The sequence below is a fragment of the Nocardia wallacei genome (genome assembly GCF_029868745.1).
GTDB lineage: Bacteria > Actinomycetota > Actinomycetes > Mycobacteriales > Mycobacteriaceae > Nocardia > Nocardia wallacei_B.
Map to the genome: position 1 here is coordinate 64867 of NZ_JARWOP010000385.1, position 18103 is coordinate 82969.

The 18103-nt window shown below is 67.5% G+C and carries 19 protein-coding genes; 9 read left to right on the forward strand and 10 right to left on the reverse strand.

Annotated features, from left to right (window positions below):
• Positions 1-4 precede the first annotated feature (4 nt).
• Genes QH470_RS37065 through QH470_RS37075 form a run of 3 tightly spaced genes read right to left on the reverse strand, consistent with a single transcriptional unit; the run spans position 5 to position 3152 of the window.
• Positions 5-1729, reverse strand: coding sequence for a DUF3556 domain-containing protein (locus QH470_RS37065; protein ID WP_280277060.1), 1725 nt, complete (start codon positions 1727-1729; stop codon positions 5-7).
• Between the two features lie 60 nt (positions 1730-1789).
• On the reverse strand, positions 1790-2821 hold the full coding sequence (locus QH470_RS37070) for an LLM class flavin-dependent oxidoreductase (protein ID WP_280277061.1): 1032 nt from the start codon (positions 2819-2821) through the stop codon (positions 1790-1792).
• Between the two features lie 37 nt (positions 2822-2858).
• Positions 2859-3152 carry an ArsR/SmtB family transcription factor gene (locus QH470_RS37075; RefSeq protein ID WP_280277100.1) on the reverse strand — a complete coding sequence of 98 codons (294 nt, stop codon included), beginning with the start codon at positions 3150-3152 and terminating at the stop codon, positions 2859-2861.
• Positions 3153-3300: 148 nt separating this feature from the next.
• Here QH470_RS37075 and QH470_RS37080 point away from each other — a divergent pair, with 148 nt between their 5' ends.
• On the forward strand, positions 3301-4203 hold the full coding sequence (locus QH470_RS37080) for a serine/threonine-protein kinase (protein ID WP_280277062.1): 903 nt from the start codon (positions 3301-3303) through the stop codon (positions 4201-4203).
• Between the two features lie 15 nt (positions 4204-4218).
• Here QH470_RS37080 and QH470_RS37085 read toward each other — a convergent pair whose 3' ends face one another.
• From QH470_RS37085 to QH470_RS37095, 3 genes are all read right to left on the reverse strand, one after another.
• Positions 4219-4761: a dihydrofolate reductase family protein gene (locus QH470_RS37085; RefSeq protein ID WP_280277101.1), complete on the reverse strand. Its 543-nt coding sequence runs from the start codon at positions 4759-4761 to the stop codon at positions 4219-4221.
• Positions 4762-4928: 167 nt separating this feature from the next.
• Positions 4929-5819: an NmrA/HSCARG family protein gene (locus QH470_RS37090; protein WP_280277063.1), complete on the reverse strand. Its 891-nt coding sequence runs from the start codon at positions 5817-5819 to the stop codon at positions 4929-4931.
• 118 nt (positions 5820-5937) lie between these two features.
• Entirely contained in the window at positions 5938-6363 is a 426-nt protein-coding gene (locus QH470_RS37095; RefSeq protein ID WP_280277064.1) for a MarR family winged helix-turn-helix transcriptional regulator, read from the reverse strand.
• Positions 6364-6900: 537 nt separating this feature from the next.
• On the opposite strand from QH470_RS37095, the gene QH470_RS37100 reads away from it, so the two are divergent.
• Positions 6901-7263, forward strand: a complete 363-nt coding sequence (locus tag QH470_RS37100; protein WP_280277065.1) for a hypothetical protein — start codon at positions 6901-6903, stop codon at positions 7261-7263.
• A gap of 1137 nt (positions 7264-8400) precedes the next feature.
• On the opposite strand, the gene QH470_RS37105 is transcribed toward QH470_RS37100, so the two are convergent.
• Together QH470_RS37105 and QH470_RS37110 are read right to left on the reverse strand one after the other, a co-directional pair.
• Positions 8401-8877 (reverse strand): hypothetical protein, encoded by a 477-nt coding sequence (locus QH470_RS37105; protein ID WP_280277066.1) that lies wholly within the window; start codon positions 8875-8877, stop codon positions 8401-8403.
• 37 nt (positions 8878-8914) lie between these two features.
• Positions 8915-9250: a hypothetical protein gene (locus QH470_RS37110; RefSeq protein ID WP_280277067.1), complete on the reverse strand. Its 336-nt coding sequence runs from the start codon at positions 9248-9250 to the stop codon at positions 8915-8917.
• A gap of 140 nt (positions 9251-9390) precedes the next feature.
• Here QH470_RS37110 and QH470_RS37115 point away from each other — a divergent pair, with 140 nt between their 5' ends.
• From QH470_RS37115 to QH470_RS37125, 3 genes are all read left to right on the forward strand, one after another.
• Positions 9391-10503, forward strand: a complete 1113-nt coding sequence (locus tag QH470_RS37115; RefSeq protein ID WP_280277068.1) for a helix-turn-helix transcriptional regulator — start codon at positions 9391-9393, stop codon at positions 10501-10503.
• Between the two features lie 120 nt (positions 10504-10623).
• A complete protein-coding gene (locus QH470_RS37120; protein WP_280277069.1) occupies positions 10624-11349 on the forward strand; it encodes a phosphodiesterase in 726 nt (241 codons plus the stop codon).
• A gap of 66 nt (positions 11350-11415) precedes the next feature.
• Positions 11416-11883 carry a hypothetical protein gene (locus QH470_RS37125; protein ID WP_280277070.1) on the forward strand — a complete coding sequence of 156 codons (468 nt, stop codon included), beginning with the start codon at positions 11416-11418 and terminating at the stop codon, positions 11881-11883.
• A 9-nt stretch (positions 11884-11892) separates the two neighbouring features.
• On the opposite strand, the gene QH470_RS37130 is transcribed toward QH470_RS37125, so the two are convergent.
• On the reverse strand, positions 11893-12522 hold the full coding sequence (locus QH470_RS37130; protein ID WP_280277071.1) for a TetR/AcrR family transcriptional regulator: 630 nt from the start codon (positions 12520-12522) through the stop codon (positions 11893-11895).
• Between the two features lie 66 nt (positions 12523-12588).
• Positions 12589-13935: a cytochrome P450 gene (locus QH470_RS37135; RefSeq protein ID WP_280277072.1), complete on the reverse strand. Its 1347-nt coding sequence runs from the start codon at positions 13933-13935 to the stop codon at positions 12589-12591.
• Positions 13936-14109: 174 nt separating this feature from the next.
• Here QH470_RS37135 and QH470_RS37140 point away from each other — a divergent pair, with 174 nt between their 5' ends.
• Genes QH470_RS37140 through QH470_RS37155 form a run of 4 tightly spaced genes read left to right on the forward strand, consistent with a single transcriptional unit; the run spans position 14110 to position 18102 of the window.
• Positions 14110-15198 carry an ABC transporter substrate-binding protein gene (locus tag QH470_RS37140; protein WP_280277073.1) on the forward strand — a complete coding sequence of 363 codons (1089 nt, stop codon included), beginning with the start codon at positions 14110-14112 and terminating at the stop codon, positions 15196-15198.
• Complete coding sequence (locus QH470_RS37145) at positions 15198-16013, forward strand: ABC transporter permease (protein ID WP_280277074.1); 816 nt, start codon at positions 15198-15200, stop codon at positions 16011-16013. Before QH470_RS37140 ends, QH470_RS37145 begins: the two co-directional genes overlap by 1 nt.
• Positions 15989-16759 (forward strand): ABC transporter ATP-binding protein, encoded by a 771-nt coding sequence (locus QH470_RS37150; RefSeq protein WP_280277075.1) that lies wholly within the window; start codon positions 15989-15991, stop codon positions 16757-16759. The genes QH470_RS37145 and QH470_RS37150 overlap by 25 nt, the downstream gene beginning before the upstream one ends.
• Positions 16756-18102 carry an LLM class flavin-dependent oxidoreductase gene (locus QH470_RS37155; RefSeq protein ID WP_280277076.1) on the forward strand — a complete coding sequence of 449 codons (1347 nt, stop codon included), beginning with the start codon at positions 16756-16758 and terminating at the stop codon, positions 18100-18102. The genes QH470_RS37150 and QH470_RS37155 overlap by 4 nt, the downstream gene beginning before the upstream one ends.
• Position 18103 lies beyond the last annotated feature (1 nt).

Sequence of the window (18103 nt, forward strand, 5' to 3'; positions counted from 1 at the left end):
AGGATCACTTCGCGCCGTCGACGTGCACCGGCAGGTCGTCCGCCCACGGCTGCCGGGTCACCATGTCGGCCACCCGCACCACGCCGCGCTCGAATTCGCCGGTGGCCGCGTCGACCAAGCGGTACGCCTGCTCTTGCCGATGGATCGGCTGCGCGTCGAGCAGGATGACCCGCACCTCGCCGGGCTCGAATCGGCACCGGCGCTGCAGGGCCGCGATGAGCTGCTCGTTGTGCATGTGGCCGTCGCCGAAGTTCCAGCCGACAGCCGTGCTGCAGATGCGTTCGCCGTCGGTGATCGTGTACTCGTCCTCGCGGCCCTCCGGCAGGGCGCGGTGCACCAGGGTGAACAACGCGCGGCCGTGTGTGTTCATGGCGCGGAACGCGTAGCCGAGATAGAGCGGGATCTGCGCGCGGTCCTTGCCGTAGTACCGCTCCAGCTGAGCCTGCGGCATGCTGGCGATCGCGACGACGCCGGTCCCGATCTTCGCCGCGGCCGACGGTTTCACGCACCACAGGGTGGTGTCCCAGTTGCCGGCGTAGTACCGCATGCCCGGCAGGAAGGAAACCTTGCGCGGGAACAGGTTTCCGGCGACGACGGTCCCCGCGAGCACCACGAACAACACCGCCACCGGCACCGGATTGCCCAGATCGCCGAGCCCGATATCGGCGTGCGCGACGAACAGCGATCCCATGCCGAAGATCATGAAGACGTTCCACTCCAGCGGGACGCCCATCGGGATGGCGGTCAGGATTCCCAGGTGGAACAGCAGCATGACCGCCGCGGCCACCGTCGTGGGCCAGCCGCCGCCGGAGCAGAACAGCACCAGCGGCACCAGCATCTCCACCGCCGTGCTGGTGTGCGCCACGATTCGCGACCACCGCCCCGGTCGCAGGTCGTCGGGGAAGTTCTCGAAGAACTTCCGCTTGATCCACCGCGGCCGCATCACCGGACTGTTGGACATCATCGTGGACACCACGAACGGGAAGTGGTGGTTGAGCTTCGAGGTCGCCGCACCCATCCAGATGACCAGGAACACGACCTTGGACCCGACGAGCACATCGGCCCCGGCGAACAGGAAGGTAACCGCCAGCGTGGCGTACACCTCGCCGCGCGCCGCCAGGAAGATGACCTTGTCGCGCAGCCCGAGCACGGCCAGCACACCGAGGATCGCCACGATATGCCAGACCGGCAGCAGGCCGACGGTGGTGTCCAGCTCCGGTACCGGCCCGGTGCCGTCGGCCAGCAGCGCCCACACCAGCAGCGCCAGCAGCGCCGCGTAGAGGGCGACGTCCACCGGTGTCCGGGTGTCGCCCTCGGTCAACGGGATTCGGCCCGGCCAGGGCGGTAGCCGAATCGTCTTGGGGCGCAACCAATACAGGACCGACCCCATGGGCGGGAAGAACCGGTTGTTCAGCGGTCCGAAGCCGCAGCCGAGCCCGACCACCTCGAACAGCAGCGTGTACAGCACGACCTTCTCGAAGACGATCGGCTCCGACCACCACGAGCCCACCCGGGTGAATCCGTCGATGCCGCTGGTGGTCAGCGCGAACAACCACCCGCCGAGGATGTAGAGGCAGATCTTGCCGACATAGGACAGGTGCAGCACGACCGGAGTGCCGAAGCCCACCTCGGCCCAGTGCCGGGCCATCGGCCTGATTCGTTCGCTGCGACTGCCCCGGCTCCACTGCGCCATGTCGACCACGGGCAGATCGGGCTCGACAAACCCCATCGGACCCTCCGTTCCATCCTGCGGACGGGCGGTCACGCTATCACAGCAAACTAGAACTTGTTATAGAAATGCCTCGCGCTGCTGACCGGAACCGTGCACCGCCGCCGCGCCGTCGGCCGCCCCGGTCAATTCGACCGACCGCACGCGGTCGTCGATCCCGGTGGCGCCGTGGGCCAGGATGAGTTCGTCGGCCTGGATGGACGCGGCGAACTCGCCCAGGAACTCGTGCACCTCGGCGGGCGTGCCGACGGCGGTGTACCGGGTCATCGACGCGAGCGACTGCCCGTTGGGAGAGGCGAGGAACGCATCGATCTCGGCGTCGCTGAAATCGGGGCCGGCCGCGCCGCGCCGGATCATCATGCGGGCGCGGGCACGGTAGGCGATCGTCTTCTGCTCGACGGCCGCGTCGTGGTCCTCGGCGGCGAACACGTTGGCGCCGGCCATCACGTAGGGCTCGGCCAGTTGCCGCGACGGCCGGAAGGTGTCCCGGTAGACCTCGACCGCCTGGTGCAGCGCGTCCGGGGCGAAGTGGGAGGCGAAGGCGTAGGGCAGGCCCAGATGCGCCGCGAGCTGGGCGCCGAACAGCGACGATCCCAGAATGTAGAGCGGCACAACGCCTTCGGCGCGCGGCACCGCCTGCACGCCCGGCACCCGTGTCTCGCCCGTCAGGTAGCCCTGCAGTTCCAGCACGTCCTGGGGGAATGAATCCGCCGAGGAGGGATTGCGGCGCAGCGCCAGCATCGTCTTCTGGTCGCTGCCCGGCGCCCGGCCGAGGCCCAGATCTATCCGGCCGGGGAACAGGGTCTCCAAGGTCCCGAACTGTTCCGCGATCACCAGCGGCGAATGGTTGGGCAGCATGATGCCGCCCGCGCCGAGCCGGATGGTGTCGGTATGCGCCGCGACGTAGCCGATGAGCACGCTGGTGGCACTGGACGCGATCGAGCCCATGTTGTGGTGCTCGGCGTACCAGACCCGCCGGTACCCGCTGCGCTCACCGGCGCGCGCCAGCGCCACGCTGTTGGCGAAGCTGTCGCGAGCGGTGCGGCCGGGTTCTATCGATGCCAGGTCGAGAAGGGACAGGGCGGTGGCCATCGGACGCTGCCTTTCCTGTGGTCGGGGCACGCGCGGTTCAGAGCGCGTGGTGGAGTTGCTCGGTGAAGGCCCGGATGCGGGCCTCGTCGCGGCGGTAGTAGGTCCACTGCCCACGCCGGGTGGCGGACAGGAATCCGGCGCGCTGCAGGATCGCCAGGTGCGCCGACATGGTCGACGCCGAGGTCCCCGCCTTCTGCTGGAGGAGCCCGACGCACACGCCGAGACCCGCCGTATCCGCGCCGCGCTCCGGGAAGTTCGCGTCCGGGTCCTTGAGCCACTCCAGGATGCGCAGCCGAGTCTCGTTCGACAGGGCCTTGCACTCGTCGAGCATCGTCACCACCGTTCGCTATTTCGCTAATAAACGAAATTACGCCCCCGGCGGCCATCGAGCACCATGACGATGCTCACTGCCCGACAGCTTTACCTGATGCGAAGGTCGAGGCCTGTCGACCCGGGGGGTGGCGGACTATGGTGAGGGTGTGGTACCGGAGCCAGGCGAGCGTTTCGCGGGATTTCTGCTGCGAACCCGGCTCGGCCGAGGCGGCAGCAGCGAGGTGTTCCTTGCCGAGGACATCGAACGGTCGCGCCCGGTGTCACTGAAGATTCTGGGGCCCGAGGCCAGCCGTTCCGCGGCGGCGCGGGCGCGGTTCGTGCACGAGTTCGACATCCTGTCGGCCTTGCGCCATCCCCATATCGTGCGCATGTACGACCACGGCGAAACCGCCGGGCGGCTCTGGTCGGCACACGAATACGTCGCGGGCACAACGGGTTTGGAACTCGTGCGGATGCCGCACCAGAATCCGCACCTGGCCCGGGTGCTGCCGCTGCTGACCCGGGTGGCGGCGGGTCTGGACTTCGCGCACGCCAACGGCGTGGTTCATCTCGACGTCAAACCGGCGAACGTGCTCGTCGGCACGAATCGTCGTGCGACGGTGAAGATTTCCGACTTCGACCAGTCCCGCTGGCTGGATCGGCCCGAGCCGCCGCTGGCCACCGACGGCCTCGTCGTCGTCTCGGTGCCGTATGCCGCACCGGAACTGCTGAAAGCGGGCACGATCTCGCCCGCAACCGATCAGTACGCCCTGGCCTGTTCCGCGATCGAACTGCTCACCGGGAGACCGCCGTTCCCGCGCGGGGACCTGATGACCACCGCGCAGGCCCAGCTCCACGACGCGCCGCCCGACCTGTCCGAGCGCAAGCACTGGATTCCGCCCGAGGCCGACGCCGTTCTGCACCGCGCACTCGCCAAGGACCCCGCCGACCGCTATCCCACGTGCGCCGAACCGATCCGGCTGCTCACCGAGGCCCTCCGCGACATCGACCCGCGCCCCCTCGCTCCGCTGCGAAACCGCGTGACGGCCGCGTTCAGCCGAGTGGGCTAGGAGTATTTCGAAGACTCAGCGGCGGACGCGATAGCGAATATGAGTAGCCGCAGGCGTATTGATCACCTCGACAACTTCGAGTTCGATCTCCGACGGCAACACATCGAACAAGCGATGCCCACGACCGAGCAACACCGGAATCAAATGGATCTGCACTTCATCCAGCACCCCGGCGGCCAACGCCTCCCGCACGGTGTACGCGCCGCCACGTATCTGCACATCCCGCTGCCCCGCAGCGGCTTTCGCCTGTGCCATCGCGCTTTCGATCCCGTCCCGCACGTAGGTCACCAGCGGATAGCCCCAGCGAGCCGCCGGCGAAGGCGGCCGGTGGCTGGGCACAAAGATCGGGCTACCGTTGTGATCACCACCCCAGTGGTCCATCAGTTCGGCAGTCCGCCGGCCCGACAGCACCGCACCCGCAGCGTTCCACTCCTCCTGAAAACGCCCGACCGGCCCGGACACATCGGTCTCATCGGCCCACCGGTGCAACCGCTCACCGTCCTCGCCGCCGAGGAAGTCATCGGAATCTGCGATATACCCGTCGAGCGACATCGACATATCCAGCACTGATACAGACATAGTTGGCTCTTTCGTGTTCGGACTCGCACAGTCCACGCGGACGTATTCGATATGACGACGTCGCGCAGTCGAATTCATCGCCGCGCCTGGTACTCCAGCCGTCCGGGACCGCCACGCCGGCAAGATCACGGCCTACGGCTGGAGTGCTAGGAACGGACCCGGTCCGCGGGCGTGGTCCAGCCGGTGGAGCGGATCCACTCGGGCAGGTCCCGGGTGGTTGGCTCGATCGCCTTCACTGCTGCCAGGTCCGACGGGTGTTCGGGCGCCTCGGCGAACTGACGGAACATCGCCTTGTCGAGGTCGTTGCCGAGGACGCTCAGCGGCAGGGTCTCGTAGCGTGCCGGTAGCCCGGCGCGCGCGCCGAACGCGGCGGCGATCTGGGGGCCCGTCGGCTGGTCGCCGATGAGCTCGATGGCTCCGCCGGGCACGTCCGCGGTGTCGAGCAGGATCGCGGCGGCGACCTGGCCGATGTCCTTGATCGAGATCATCTTCAGGGGGATGTCGTTCGGCAGCGGCATCCTCACCACGATCGTTCCGTTCTCCAGGCTCGGCGCCATCACGGTCGCGAAGTTCTCCATGAAGGCGGTCGGGCGAACCATCGTGGCCCTCAGGCCGGAAAGCTTCAGGTATTCCTCGATCCGGTGCTTCGAGTCGTGGTGCGGCACACCCGTTTCGCGATCCGCTCCGAAGACCGAGTTGAACACGACGTGAGGCACGCGCGCTGCGGCCGCCGCATCGACGAGGGCGGTGCCCACTCGGACCTCCTCCTCGATCTCCTCGAGGCTGTTCGCCTCCGGGGTCATGAAGTAGAACGCGTCGACCGCCTCCAGCGCGGCGACCGTTGACGCCGGATCGTCGATCCGGACGGTCGCCAGCTCGACGCCGCGGGCGGCCAGCGCCTGCGCTCGATCGGACCCGGGGGTGCGGACGAGGGCCCGCACCCGCGCTCCTCGGGCCAGGAGCGCGTCGACGACCGCCCCGCCCTGCTGTCCCGTCGCACCGAAGACCGCGATCGCACCGTTTTCCCGCGTGACCATGTCGTCACCTCTCGCTAGGGCATGGCATGAACCCAACTAGTTCATGCCATGAACAATACTTGTTCATGGCATGAACTTGTGCCAAGCATGAGGGTGCCCAGGAGGACTGCGCGGTATGTCAGGACGAGGTGGACGCCGAGACATCCGACCTGTCCACGATGGCCGTGGCCAGGCGTTCGAGGTCGCGCTGGTCGTCGGCGTCGAGGTTCTCCGCGACGTCGGGCAGGCGCTTGGCGGTCTCGGCGAACACCGCCTCGGCGAGCACCTTCCCCGCGGGCGTCACGCTGAGCATGATGACCCGCCGGTCGTGCTCCGAACTCGCTCGGCTGACCAGGTCGCGCCGCTCGGTGCGATCGACGAGCTGGCTCAGCGCGTTCTTGGTCATCCCGAGCGCGGCGGCGAGGTACGCCATCTGCCGCGGCTCGTCCTTGATCGCGCACAGCAGCGTGGCCTGTAAGGAAGTCAGGTCGTACTCGGCGCAGATCTGCGCGTACCTCCGCTGGATCAGGACCGAGAGCCAGAAGAGCTTGTCGCCGTAGTCCACTCCCGCCGCCCCTAGTCTGGTGCCGAATGGCCAGTATACCGAGGCCGACCGGCTTGCCCGACCGTCCAGCTGCCCGCGAGGCCTGGTCGATTCGGCGCCGACGCCACCAACTCCGAGCCCGCACCACCCGCTGTCGGCACCCCGCTCCCCGGCCCGGGCGGCGCGGTCGCCCGTGGATAGCTGTGCGCGCTCTGATCGCCGCCGCGGCGTCGGCTACCGTTCGCCACGCCGCCGAAATCGTAACTCTACCGGTACCTTTCGCAAGGAATTGGTCGTTGTTGTCCGGTATTCTCGATCCAGCAAAAGACACGCCGAACGACTCGCCAGAGATTTGCTGAAAGTGGTTGCGGTGGCTCTAGAGTGCGTATGCGCCGCCGTGCACGGGTGTCTCCGGGGTGGAGTCGGCGAACTGCCCACCCGGGGTCGGTGGCGCCGCGTGCGGTGGGGAGGCCCCCGAGGAAGGCGGCTTCCCCACCGGCACCGAAGCTTTCGCGAAAGTCGTTGTGCGAGGCGGTAAACAGCTGGAGGAGTGGTGGTATGGGGTCGCAATCGGGTGCATTGGATTTCGTGGAGGAGGTGACCGCCCGCTACGGGTCGGTGGAGGCATACTTCGCCCAGTTACGCGCCGAGGTAGACGAGCCGGACGAGGAGCCCACCGAACAACTCCCGGTAATCGAACGACTACCCCGATCATCGAACGCAGCGACGCAACAGCAACCCGACATCGCCGCGCAACCCACTCCCCGGCAAGCGACGCAACCCACGGACCGGACAGCGTATTCGCAGCTACAGAACGCACGAGTGCAGCAGGGGGCGCCTGCACAACAGGCAGTGGCGGATTCAGGCCGGAAACGCAACGCGGCCGCGGCGGTATGGCGGCGCTTGACCGGTCGCGGTTGAAACAACGCGCGGCCGCGCATGGGATCCGCCGCTCGCCGGCGGCCAATCGTGTGAGTCGACAGGGTGGGACGTTGGCCGGTGGAGAGTCATCGGCTCAGTCGCGGGTACGTTCTCGTTCACCGCGCTCTCGTTCCCGCCCTTCTCTGCCGCCGCGAGTCCTGCCCGCTTGCGGTGGTTCTCGGTGCGGCGATTCGATTCCGGGTGTCGGCTGACCGACCCGCATTATGTCTGCTACCTCACGGACCATCTCGCCAGGTTCTCTGTTGGTCGCCGCATCGCGTGCTCGCGTCGCGTGCTCCGCGAGCCGATCGGCCGCCTCACGCTGCTCCTGCCGCGCCTTCTCGTCGGCCCGGTCCCGTTCCCTCTGCTTCAATTTCTCGGCGGCGTCGGCTTCTTCGCGTGCCCTTGCCGGACTGTCTACGTTCGACTCCCGGCCGCGAGACAACAAAGCTCTGTACTTTTCCGCGAACTCCCGCGCCACTCGTTCGGCCACTTCCCCTTTGGACTCGTGCACGCTCCTCGCGGGCTTCTCGCTCACGCTCCGCCCTTTCCCTCTCTTCTCTCGCCTTGACTTCCCTCTGGCGTACGATCTCCCGGATATTCGCGAGTCGTTTCCGGGCGCGGTCCGCACGATCCAGCTCATAGGCTCGTACCAATTCGAGCTGCTTGGAGGCGAGCGACCGGCCTATTTCGATCGCTCGGAGTGCATCCGCGCGAGAAATTACTTCATGGCGGAATCTACCGGGGAAATCCCGCTGAATGGCGCGTAGATCCGCAAGTACCGTGGCGGGCATCCTCTCACCTGCCACAGTTTCCCAACCGCTGCGCGTAAGCTGACCAGTTTCGAGCGCTGTACGCTCTATACGGAGCTGCTTTCTGGTCTCAACTTCATTTATTCGTCCGGACTTTCGTTCGACGCTTCTCGTTCCCCGGCCCTCGGTGCGCGCCGAGTCGAGTCGTCGCCGTTCCTGGTCTGGACCGACTCGGATTTCAAACTGTCTGACCCAGCCTTTTTCGGCCGTCTCTCCGCGAATATGTGCGCGACCAAGCTCAAAATAAAGGCCGCGTTCATAATTTGATAGATCCCGTCGCGCGGCGTCGTACTCGTCCGACACAGTCCCCCCAGGCTGGGTTGAATCAGGCGGGCTTGCCGGCCGTTCGAATCTCATATTCGATCATTCGGATGCCGTCGTCATCGAATAGCCATTCGACAATGCGCTTCAATGACGCTCCGTTGTCGGTTTCGGGATAGTGCAGCGACGGGCCGAAACCGTTGTATATCGGCCAGTCGGACCCTGGCCTGTTCGTCCACGCCATACCTGCGTGGAGACGGATGCAACATTCGCCGATGAACCTGACGAACCCGTCGGCGCTCTCCCGGTTCTCCGGCGCGATAAAACCGGACCAGTCGCCGAACACCTGTTTCGATGCTTCAAGAAGACGAGTCAACAAGGGGCGTTTCCACCATTCATCCGAGTAATCCGCGATGCCCGGAACGGTCTGGGTCAGGAATGCCCGAATCTGCGACTCCATGAGCTCGGGCGTAGCCCACCCCAAGAACGCCTGTGTCTTGTCATCGAATTGGATATCGAAACCGATTTGTTCGTCGCTCATTGTTTCCCCTCGCGTCGGCTGTACCGGTGTGCGGAGCCTATCGGGTGCGGCCCGAGTCCGGTTTGATCCGTCCGGCGTCGGCCCCTTCCCTGATCAGGGTCCAGCGAGCGAAACCCATTCGCGGAGAGATAGTTTCGATCTCCGCGACGTACAGAATCCCATTCACCTCGAGCGGGCTCAGGTGCTGCGGTGACGGCGTGATCACCACGTCAGCGGCACGCACCTGGTCGGCAAGTGGGATGAACGACGCCTCGGGCCAGACGACCAGGTATCCGAGATGCCGCGCCAAACGCTGCACCTGAGCGCGGTCCCACATCAGCGCATCGGACACCTCCGTATCTACCCATCCCAGCGCGGTCGGCCGGAATCTCATGATCGGTACCCCCTCCCGTTGTCAGCGTTGGTTTGTCGGCTACAACCCTCTACGGCGCGTCTTCGAGACTCGTCGCAATCCGGCTGTAACGACAGCGTTTTCGCATCTACAAGCGTCTACAACTGACCTACGCTTGGGCTGTGGACGACATCGCCGGTAGCCGCCTACGCGCGGCGCGGGAAGCCGCAGGACTCAGCTTGTCCGCGCTTGCGGCGCGTACGCACTACTCCAGAGCGCTACTCGGCTTGCTGGAGGCCGGACAGCGACACATCACACCCGAACACGTCGCCGCGTACTCGAGGGCTCTCGGTGTCAGCGTCCGAACATTGGAATCACCCCCGGACGATCCCTTGCGCATCGCTCACGAATGGCTTGTGCTCGACACACCTTCGAAGGTTCACACCAGATCCGGACGACGGGTAGGCCACACCCTCGCAGCCGAGCTCGAGCGGCGCGTGATCGAACTTCGGCGACTGGATGATTCGATCGGCGGCCGTGACTTACACCCTGTCGTGTCCAAAGAACTGGGAGACGCGGAGGAAATAGTTCGGAACGGCAGTTACAGCACCGAGGTAGGCCGGAGGCTGCTGACTGTGGTCGGAGAGCTGGCACAACTTGCCGGGTGGGTCGCCTCCGATGCGGGTCGCTTCGAAGAAGCACGACGCATCTATCTGGACGGGCACCGGGCGGCGGCAGCGGCCGGTGCCCGCGCGCTTGCCGGACAACTGTTGTCGACGCTGGCCTATCAGGAGGCGAACGTCGGTAGCGCGGCCGACGCCGTTCTCATCGCCCGATCGGCGGTGGCAGGTGCCACGGATGCCACACCTACAGCTCGCGCTCTCCTACTGGAACGTGTGGCGTGGTCGAGTGCACGGGCACGAGACACAGACACCGTGCGGCGAACTCTGGACGCCGTGGACGACGCGTACGAAAACCGGTCGGACGGCGTTGTCGAGCCTGATTGGGTCTACTGGTTCAACCGCGACGAGATCGACGTGATGGCAGGCCGGTGCTTCGTGGAGCTCGGAGACGGCCGGAACGCACAACCGTTGTTGTCCCGCGCAATCGACGCATATCCATCCGACCATGCGCGGGAGGTAGCGCTCTACCGGACTTGGCTGGCGGAGGCGTACGCCAAAGGGGGACAGTTCGACGCCGCTGAACACACGCTAGCTCTGATAGACGGCGATGCAGGGTCCGATCGTGTCGACCGACGCGTGCGGGAAGTCACGCGCCTCATGAATCGTCGTTGATCCACCGCGAAGGTCGCCCGGTGCGGGTGGGATCGGTTCGGTCGCCGGGTACGGCTGCTGGTTGAGGTGTGGGCGGGCGGGTATTGCGGGGGTGGATATTGCGGCGATGGGGGTGATGGCATGGTTTTGGATCGGGTGGTGAGTGGTGCGTTCGGTGCTGCGGCGTGGGTGCGGCGGGGTCGGGTGTTTCATCCGGTCGGTATGCCGTTGACCGGGGCGTTGCATGCGGTGGATGCCGATTACGCCCGTCTGGTCGGGGCGGCGGAGCGGCCGGTGCTGGCTCGACTGTCCAAGGGGGTTGGTCTGCCGGGGCCGCTGCCCGATGTGCTCGGGTTGGCGGTGCGCGTGCTCGACCATCGCGAACGGCCCTGGGATCTGGCATTGGCTACGACCGGTGGCGGTCCGCTCGGTCGCCTGCTCGTCGTGCCCGCGCGCGGCTGGGCGCATGCCTGCTACGGCAGTCTCATGCCCTACCGTTTCCCGGGCCACGAAGCGGAATGGATTGTGGCCCAACCACTTCCGGGGCAGCCGGGCACCGCCTCCGTGGACGATCTGAACACCCACCTGGAACACCATCGGCTCGATTTCGTGCTACGAGCGGTTCCATGGCGGGGACCGGCTCGCACGCTGGCCGAGATCACCTTGTCGAGGTGCGAGATAGGCGAGCACGCCGGACCGGGTTTCTACGACCCGGTGACCAACCGGCCCGAGGGCGTGGAACTGCTCCCCCGCCAAGTGGCCGAGATCCGTGAGCGCGCCTACGCGGGCAGCCGCCACGGCCGCGGCGAGCCGGACGATATCGCCACGGCGGGCACCTCGGCCCTGCAAGGCGCTACCGAGCCGTAGCGGCCGCCCCGGACCGACATGCGGTGGGCCTTGCCCTACGACACGGGGATCACCCATGATTCACCAATGAGTAAGGTAACCCTAACCACCGAGCTGCCGATCGCGGCCGAGGCGGCGTGCAAGTTGGCGCGGACCCCGGAGCTGTTCGCCTATGTTGTGCGCCCGATCCTTTCGGTCCCCGGCCTGCTCGTCCCGGATCGTGTCGAGCCCGGAATGGAGACCTCCGCACGGCTCTGGTGGTTCGGCGTACTCCCCACCTGGCGCCATCACCTGCGCCTGATCCACCTCGCGCCGACGGAGATCTACACCAACGAGTGGGGCGGCCCGGTCCGCACCTGGAACCATCGACTCACCTTCACACCACTCACCGAGTCGAGCTGCCGCTACACCGACGAGGTCGAAATCGACGACGGCATAACCGGTTTCGGTACCCGCCTGTTCGTGCGCCTGATGTTCGCGCACCGTCAGCGCCGCTGGCGCGAACTCACGCGGCTGCTGGCGAGCAGCGAACTCCTCGGCCCCCGGCCGCGGTGAGCGGCGCGCCTACCCGTTGCCCGATGCCCGCCGCGGACCGATCAGCGCGATCGCCGTTTCCACTGCGACATCGACTATTTCACCGAGATCACCACCGTCCTCGAACGTCGAGGCGATCAGTTCGCGGTAGCCGCCGTAGAGGATGGTCGCCATCTGCCGTGAGGGTGGATGCAGCTCGCCGGACTGGAATTCCGGTGTCGCGGTGAGGTTCTGGATCAAGGTCACGAATGCCTCGCCGGTATCGCGATGCAACTGCCGTCCGCTGTCCCCGAGCGCCGGGGTGTCGCGAATCCAGGCGAGCGTGATCGAGCTGTCGCGCTGCGACGCCACGATCCAGGCCTCGATCGCCTGACGCACCTGCGTACGCCAGGGCGCCGCGGCATCGACCGCCGCGTAGATCTGCCGGATGGTGTCGGCGTTGCGCTCGGCCAGCAGCGCGATGAAACAGTCCTGCTTCCCGCTGAAGTGCTCGTAGAACGTCCGGCGCGAGGTGCGGGCGTGCCGCACCACGTCGGCGACGGTGAGGTCCCGATAACCCTGCCGGCGCACCGCTTCGGCCATGCCGTCGAGCAGGCGCCGCCGGAACCCCGACTCCGGCTCGGCCGTGTCGGGGCTGGATGCGGGCTCGGCACGGGTCACGAGCGTCAGCCTAGTTTCCCGTGCACACCCGGCCCACCACCGCGGGCAGGTCGTCGCGTAGCTCGCTCACCCGGGCATTTCCGCGGAACGGGCGGCACTGTCCGCGGCGGGTCGCGCGGTGCGGCGGTGCACCACGGCGCGGCCCTTACCGGCGGGCACCAAGGCGACGCCGCGAAAGTGCGTGCGCTCGTCCGGCGCGGCGGTGGGCTCCAACGTGAAATCCCTTAGCAGCGTGCGCAGCACGACGTTCATCTCCATGGTCGCGAACGCCGCACCGATGCAGCGCCGCGCCCCGCCGCCGAACGGGATCCACGTGAACGTGCCGGGCCGCGCGCCCAGGAACCGGTCCGGGTCGAACGCGCGCGCGTGGGGATACAGCTCCTCGCTGTCGTGCATCAGCCGGATATTGACCAGCACACTCTGCCCCTTCGGCAGCGTCCAGCGCCCCAGCGACAACGACTCGGCGTGCACCATGCGCCCGGTGATGTCGACGACCGGACGGACCCGCTGCACCTCCAGCAGCGTCGCCTCGCGCAGTGCGGAACCACCCGCGTCGACCTCGGAGACCAAGCGCCGCAACACCTCCGGATGCCGCCGCAACCGCTCGACGGTCCACGCGAGAGTCGCCGCGGTGGTCTCGTGCCCGGCGGTGAGCAGGGCCAGCAGTTCGTCGGCGATCTCGCCGCGCGTCATCGCCGACCCGTCGTCGTAGCGGGTCTGCAGCAGCATCGACAGCACGTCGTCCCGCTCGGCGAGGGCGTCGTCGGCCTGTGCGCGATCGATGAGCCGGCCGACGAGCGCGTCGTACTCACCGCGATAGCGCGCGAACCTGGCCCAGGGACCGAAGCGGCCCAAGAACTTTCGCGGCACCGGGACCGCGGCCAGGGCCGAGGCGACGAGTACCAGCTTGGGCAGCAGCTCGCGCAGCCGGTCGAATTCCACGCCCTCCGCGCCGAATACCGCCCGCAGGATCACGTTCAGGGTGATCCGCATCATCGAATCCATGGTCGCGAATTCCCGCCCGATCGGCCACGACGCCATCTCCCGGACGGTCTCCTCCTCGATCAGCGCCTCGTACACCGGCAGCCGCCGGCCGTGGAACGGCGGGGAGAGCAGCTTGCGGTGACGGCGGTGCGCCGAACCGGTCAGGGCGAACAGGGAATTCGGACCCAGGAAATCGCCGAGGTTCACATCTCCGTTGTCCGCCACGTCGGGCCCGGCGGTGAACAGCGCCTTCACCTCCGCCGGATCGGACAGCACCACCATCCGGCCGAATCTGGGCACGTAGACGGTGAACGCCGAACCGTAGCGGTCGTGCAGACGCCGCCACGCCCGGGTTCTCCCCGCGAGGATCTCCATGCCCTGAACGAGGACGGGCGACCTCGGCCCGTCCGGCAGCTTCACAGTGGTCATGCGCGCCTCCCGCTCGGTACGGCCATGTACCACCGTACGGTACGCCGCTGTACCGACTGTGGCAAGGGTCACTCCCGAGACCTGCCGAGAATGGCCCGGCGGTCGCGCGCGAGGGTTGAAATCATGCCGCGCACTATGGTTTTCGTGCCCGTTTCGCCCTGATTCAATGACGCCATGTTTCGCCTGCGCACGGTCAAGGTTCGGTTCGGCCGGACGACGGCGCTACTGCTCGCCGCGTCGGTTGTCGCGGGCGCGGCCCTGACCGGCTGCGCGAACAACGACACCACGGTGAGCCGCGCGCCCGACGGCCCGCTCCCCACCGAGATACCGCCGGGCACCAAACTCGTCGTCGCGGACCAGCAGGAACGCGTGCAGACCTGGCTGCGCGCCTCCGGTGAGCTGGACAAGCTGCCGTTCACCGTGGAGTTCGCCAATTTCGTCGGCGGCCCGGCCGTGCTCGAGGCGTTCCGCGCCGGTGCGGCCGACGTGGCACAGGTCGGTGACGTGCCGCCCATTCACGCCCTCGCCGCCAAGCAGGACGTGCCGATCGTCGCGGCCTATCAGAGCAATCCGCTGGCGATGAAACTCGCTGTCGCGCCGGGCCGTTCGATCACGCGGCTGGCGGATCTGAAGGGTAAGAAGATCGCGTACGCCGAGGGCACCGCGCAGCAGGCGGGGGTGTTGCGGGCGGTCGCCAAGGCCGGGCTGAAAACCTCCGATGTGCAACTGATCCGCCTGCAACTGAGCGATTTCCTCGACGCGGTACGCACCGGGCAGGTGGACGTCGCGCCCCTCATCGAACCGAATGTGACTCGGCTGCTGCGTACTCCGGGCGCGTCGGTGCTCCCCGACTCCGAAGTCACCGGGATCTACGGCGGGCTGGGGTACCTGTACGCGCGCCGGGCCGTCGTACAGGACCCGGCCAAGGCGGCGGCGACCCGCGCCCTGGTCGCCGCGTTCATCCGGGCGCAGCAGTGGTCGAACCTGCATCAGGACGAGTGGGCGCGCAAGTACTACATCGACAGCCAGAAGGTCAGCGCCGACGACGCGAAACGCATCATCGACTCACTGGGCGTGTACACCTTCCCGCACCTCGATCAGCAACTGGTGGACCGCCAGCAGGCCACCATCGACGTCATCGACGACGCCGGTGAGCTGCCCGCGAAGATTCGCGCCGCGGACGGTTTCGACCTGCGCTTCGACCAGGTTGTCACGCAGACGGTCACCGAGATCGGCGCGTCGTTCGGAACGGGAACCAACTGATGGCCGTCCTCGCCACGACCCGCCCGCACCGGGCGAAGCGCCCGAAACTCGGTCCGGGCAAACCGATTCCGTACGGCATCGCGCTCGGCCCGCTACTGCTCGTGGCCGTCTGGGTGATCGGCTCGGCCCTCGGCCGGATCGACCCGAATACGCTGCCCGCGCCGTGGACGGTCGCCGAGACCGCCGCAGACCTGCTGTCGGACGGCCGTTTGCAGTCGAACCTGCTCACCTCGCTGCGGCGCGCCGTGCTCGGCTTGGCCATCGGGGTGGTGGCCGGGCTGATCCTGGCCCTGTTCGCGGGCCTGAGCCGGATCGGGGAGGCACTGGTGGACGGGCCGATCCAGATCAAGCGCGCCATCCCCACGCTCGCGCTGATCCCGCTGTTCATCGTGTGGTTCGGCATCGGCGAACAGATGAAGATCCTCTGCATCGTCCTCAGCGTGCTGATCCCGATCTACATCAACACGCACGCGCACCTGCGCGGCGTCGACGCCCGCTACGTCGAGCTGGCGCAGACCGTGGGGCTGTCCCGCTGGGAGTTCATCCGGCGCGTGGCGCTACCCGGTTCGCTGCCCGGCTTCTTCACCGGATTGCGGCTGGCGGTGACGATCTCGTGGATCGCGCTCGTGGTGGTGGAGCAGGTCAATGCCACCAGCGGCATCGGCTACCTGATGACCCAGGCGCGCACCTACGGGCAGATCGACGTCATCGTCGTCGGCCTGGTGATCTACGGACTGCTCGGCCTGTTCGGCGACGTGGCGGTGCGACTGGTGGAACGGAGGGCCCTGACATGGCGGCAGACACTGGCGGACTGACGGTGGTGCACACCCGCGACCTGAGCCGCCGCTTCGGCGACCGGATCGTGCTGCGCGGCATAGATATCGAGATCGCCCGCGGCGAGTTCGTCGCGCTGCTGGGGCGCAGCGGTTCCGGTAAGAGCACATTGCTGCGCGCCCTCGCCGAACTCGACTACGGCGTCGAGGGCTCGGGCGAGCTGGCGGTGCCGGTGAATCGGGCTGTCGTCTTCCAGGATTCGCGGCTGCTGCCGTGGATTCGCGTGCTGGACAACGTCATTCTCGGTCTGCGCGGAAACGGAGCCCGGGACCGGGGCCGCGCCGCGCTGGCGGAGGTGGGCCTGGCCGGCCGCGAAAAGGCTTGGCCCAAGGAGCTTTCCGGCGGCGAACAGCAGCGCGTGGCATTGGCCCGCTCGCTGGTGCGGGAACCGGCGCTGCTGCTGGCCGACGAGCCCTTCGGCGCCCTGGACGCGCTGACCCGCATCCGCATGCACGGCCTGTTGCAGGACCTGTGCGCCCGGCACACGCCCGGCGTGCTGCTGGTCACCCACGACGTCGACGAGGCGGTGTTGCTGGCGGACCGGGTGCTGGTGCTCGACGACGGCCGCATCGCGGTCGATCGGCGCATCGATCTGCCGCGACCGCGCCGCCACAGCGACGCCGGGTTCGCCCGCCACCGGGAATCCCTGCTGCACGACCTCGGCGTCACCCGCTCGGCGGGAGCGGACAACCACATCGACATCACGAAGGCGGGCATACCGGCATGACCGAACGACAGCTACACCTCAACGCGTTCATCTACCCCGCCGGCCATCACGAGGCGGCCTGGCGGCACCCGGACAGCGGGCCGGACCGCATCTACGACGTCACCTATTACCAGGAGATCGGCCGGACCGCGGAGGCCGCGAAACTCGACGCCGTCTTCTTCGCCGACGGCCCGGCGTTGCGCACCAATGTGGAATACAACGCCGCGCCGGGGTTGGAGCCGATCACCCTGCTGACCGCGATCGCCTCCGCCACAACACATCTGGGCCTGATCGCCACCGCTTCCACGACCTACTACGAGCCCTACAATCTGGCCCGGCTTTTCTCCTCGCTCGACCACATCTCCGGCGGCCGTGCCGGGTGGAACATCGTGACGACCGGAACCGACCTCGCCGCAGCGAATTTCGGCCTGGACCGCCACCCCGACCACGCCGCGCGCTACGCCCGCGCCCGGGAATTCGTGGATGCCGTGGTCGCGCTGTGGGACAGCTGGGAGGACGACGCGATCCTGCTCGACCGGGCCGCCGGGCGGTACGCCGACCCGGACAAGATCCACCGCATCGACTTCGCGGGCGACCACCTGCGCGTGCGCGGCCCGTTCCAATCCGCCCGCACCCCACAGGGTTACCCCGTGCTCGTGCAGGCGGGCGCCTCCAACGACGGCCGGGCCTTCGCGGCCCGATACGCCGAGGCGATCTTCACCGCGCATCAGCGCCTCGCCGACGCCCAGGCCTTCTACTCCGATATCAAACGCCGCGCCCACGGCTTCGGGCGCAATCCCGACCACGTGCAGATCCTGCCCGGCATCAGCCCGTTCATCGGGGACACCGAGTCCGCGGCCAAGCGCCTGGAACGCGAATTCAACGAACTCACCGTGCCCGCATACGGGCTCGGGCAGCTCGAGGACCTCGCCGGGGAGAATCTGCGGCACCTGAAGCTGGACGAGCCGGTGCCGGTCGAATTGTTCGCCGGCGCGGGCGATGTCACCGACAATGCCGCCAGCCGCCGCCAGGTGGTGGCCGGGATCGTGCAGCGGGACCGGCCTACGCTGCGGGGTTTGCTGCACCGCCTGGCGGGCGCCCGCGGGCACCGGGTGTTCACAGGCACTCCCGAACAGGTCGCCGACACCATCGAGGAGTGGTTCCGTTCCGGTGCGGCCGACGGATTCAATGTCATGCCGCCCTACTACCCCGGCGGGCTCGAGGTCTTCGCCGAGACCGTGGTCCCGATCCTGCAGCAGCGCAAGCTGTTCCGCACCGAGTACACCGGCACGACCCTGCGGGACCACTTCGGCCTCCCCCGCCCGCAGAGCCGTTTCGCCCGAGAGCCCGAACCGGCGGTGTGAA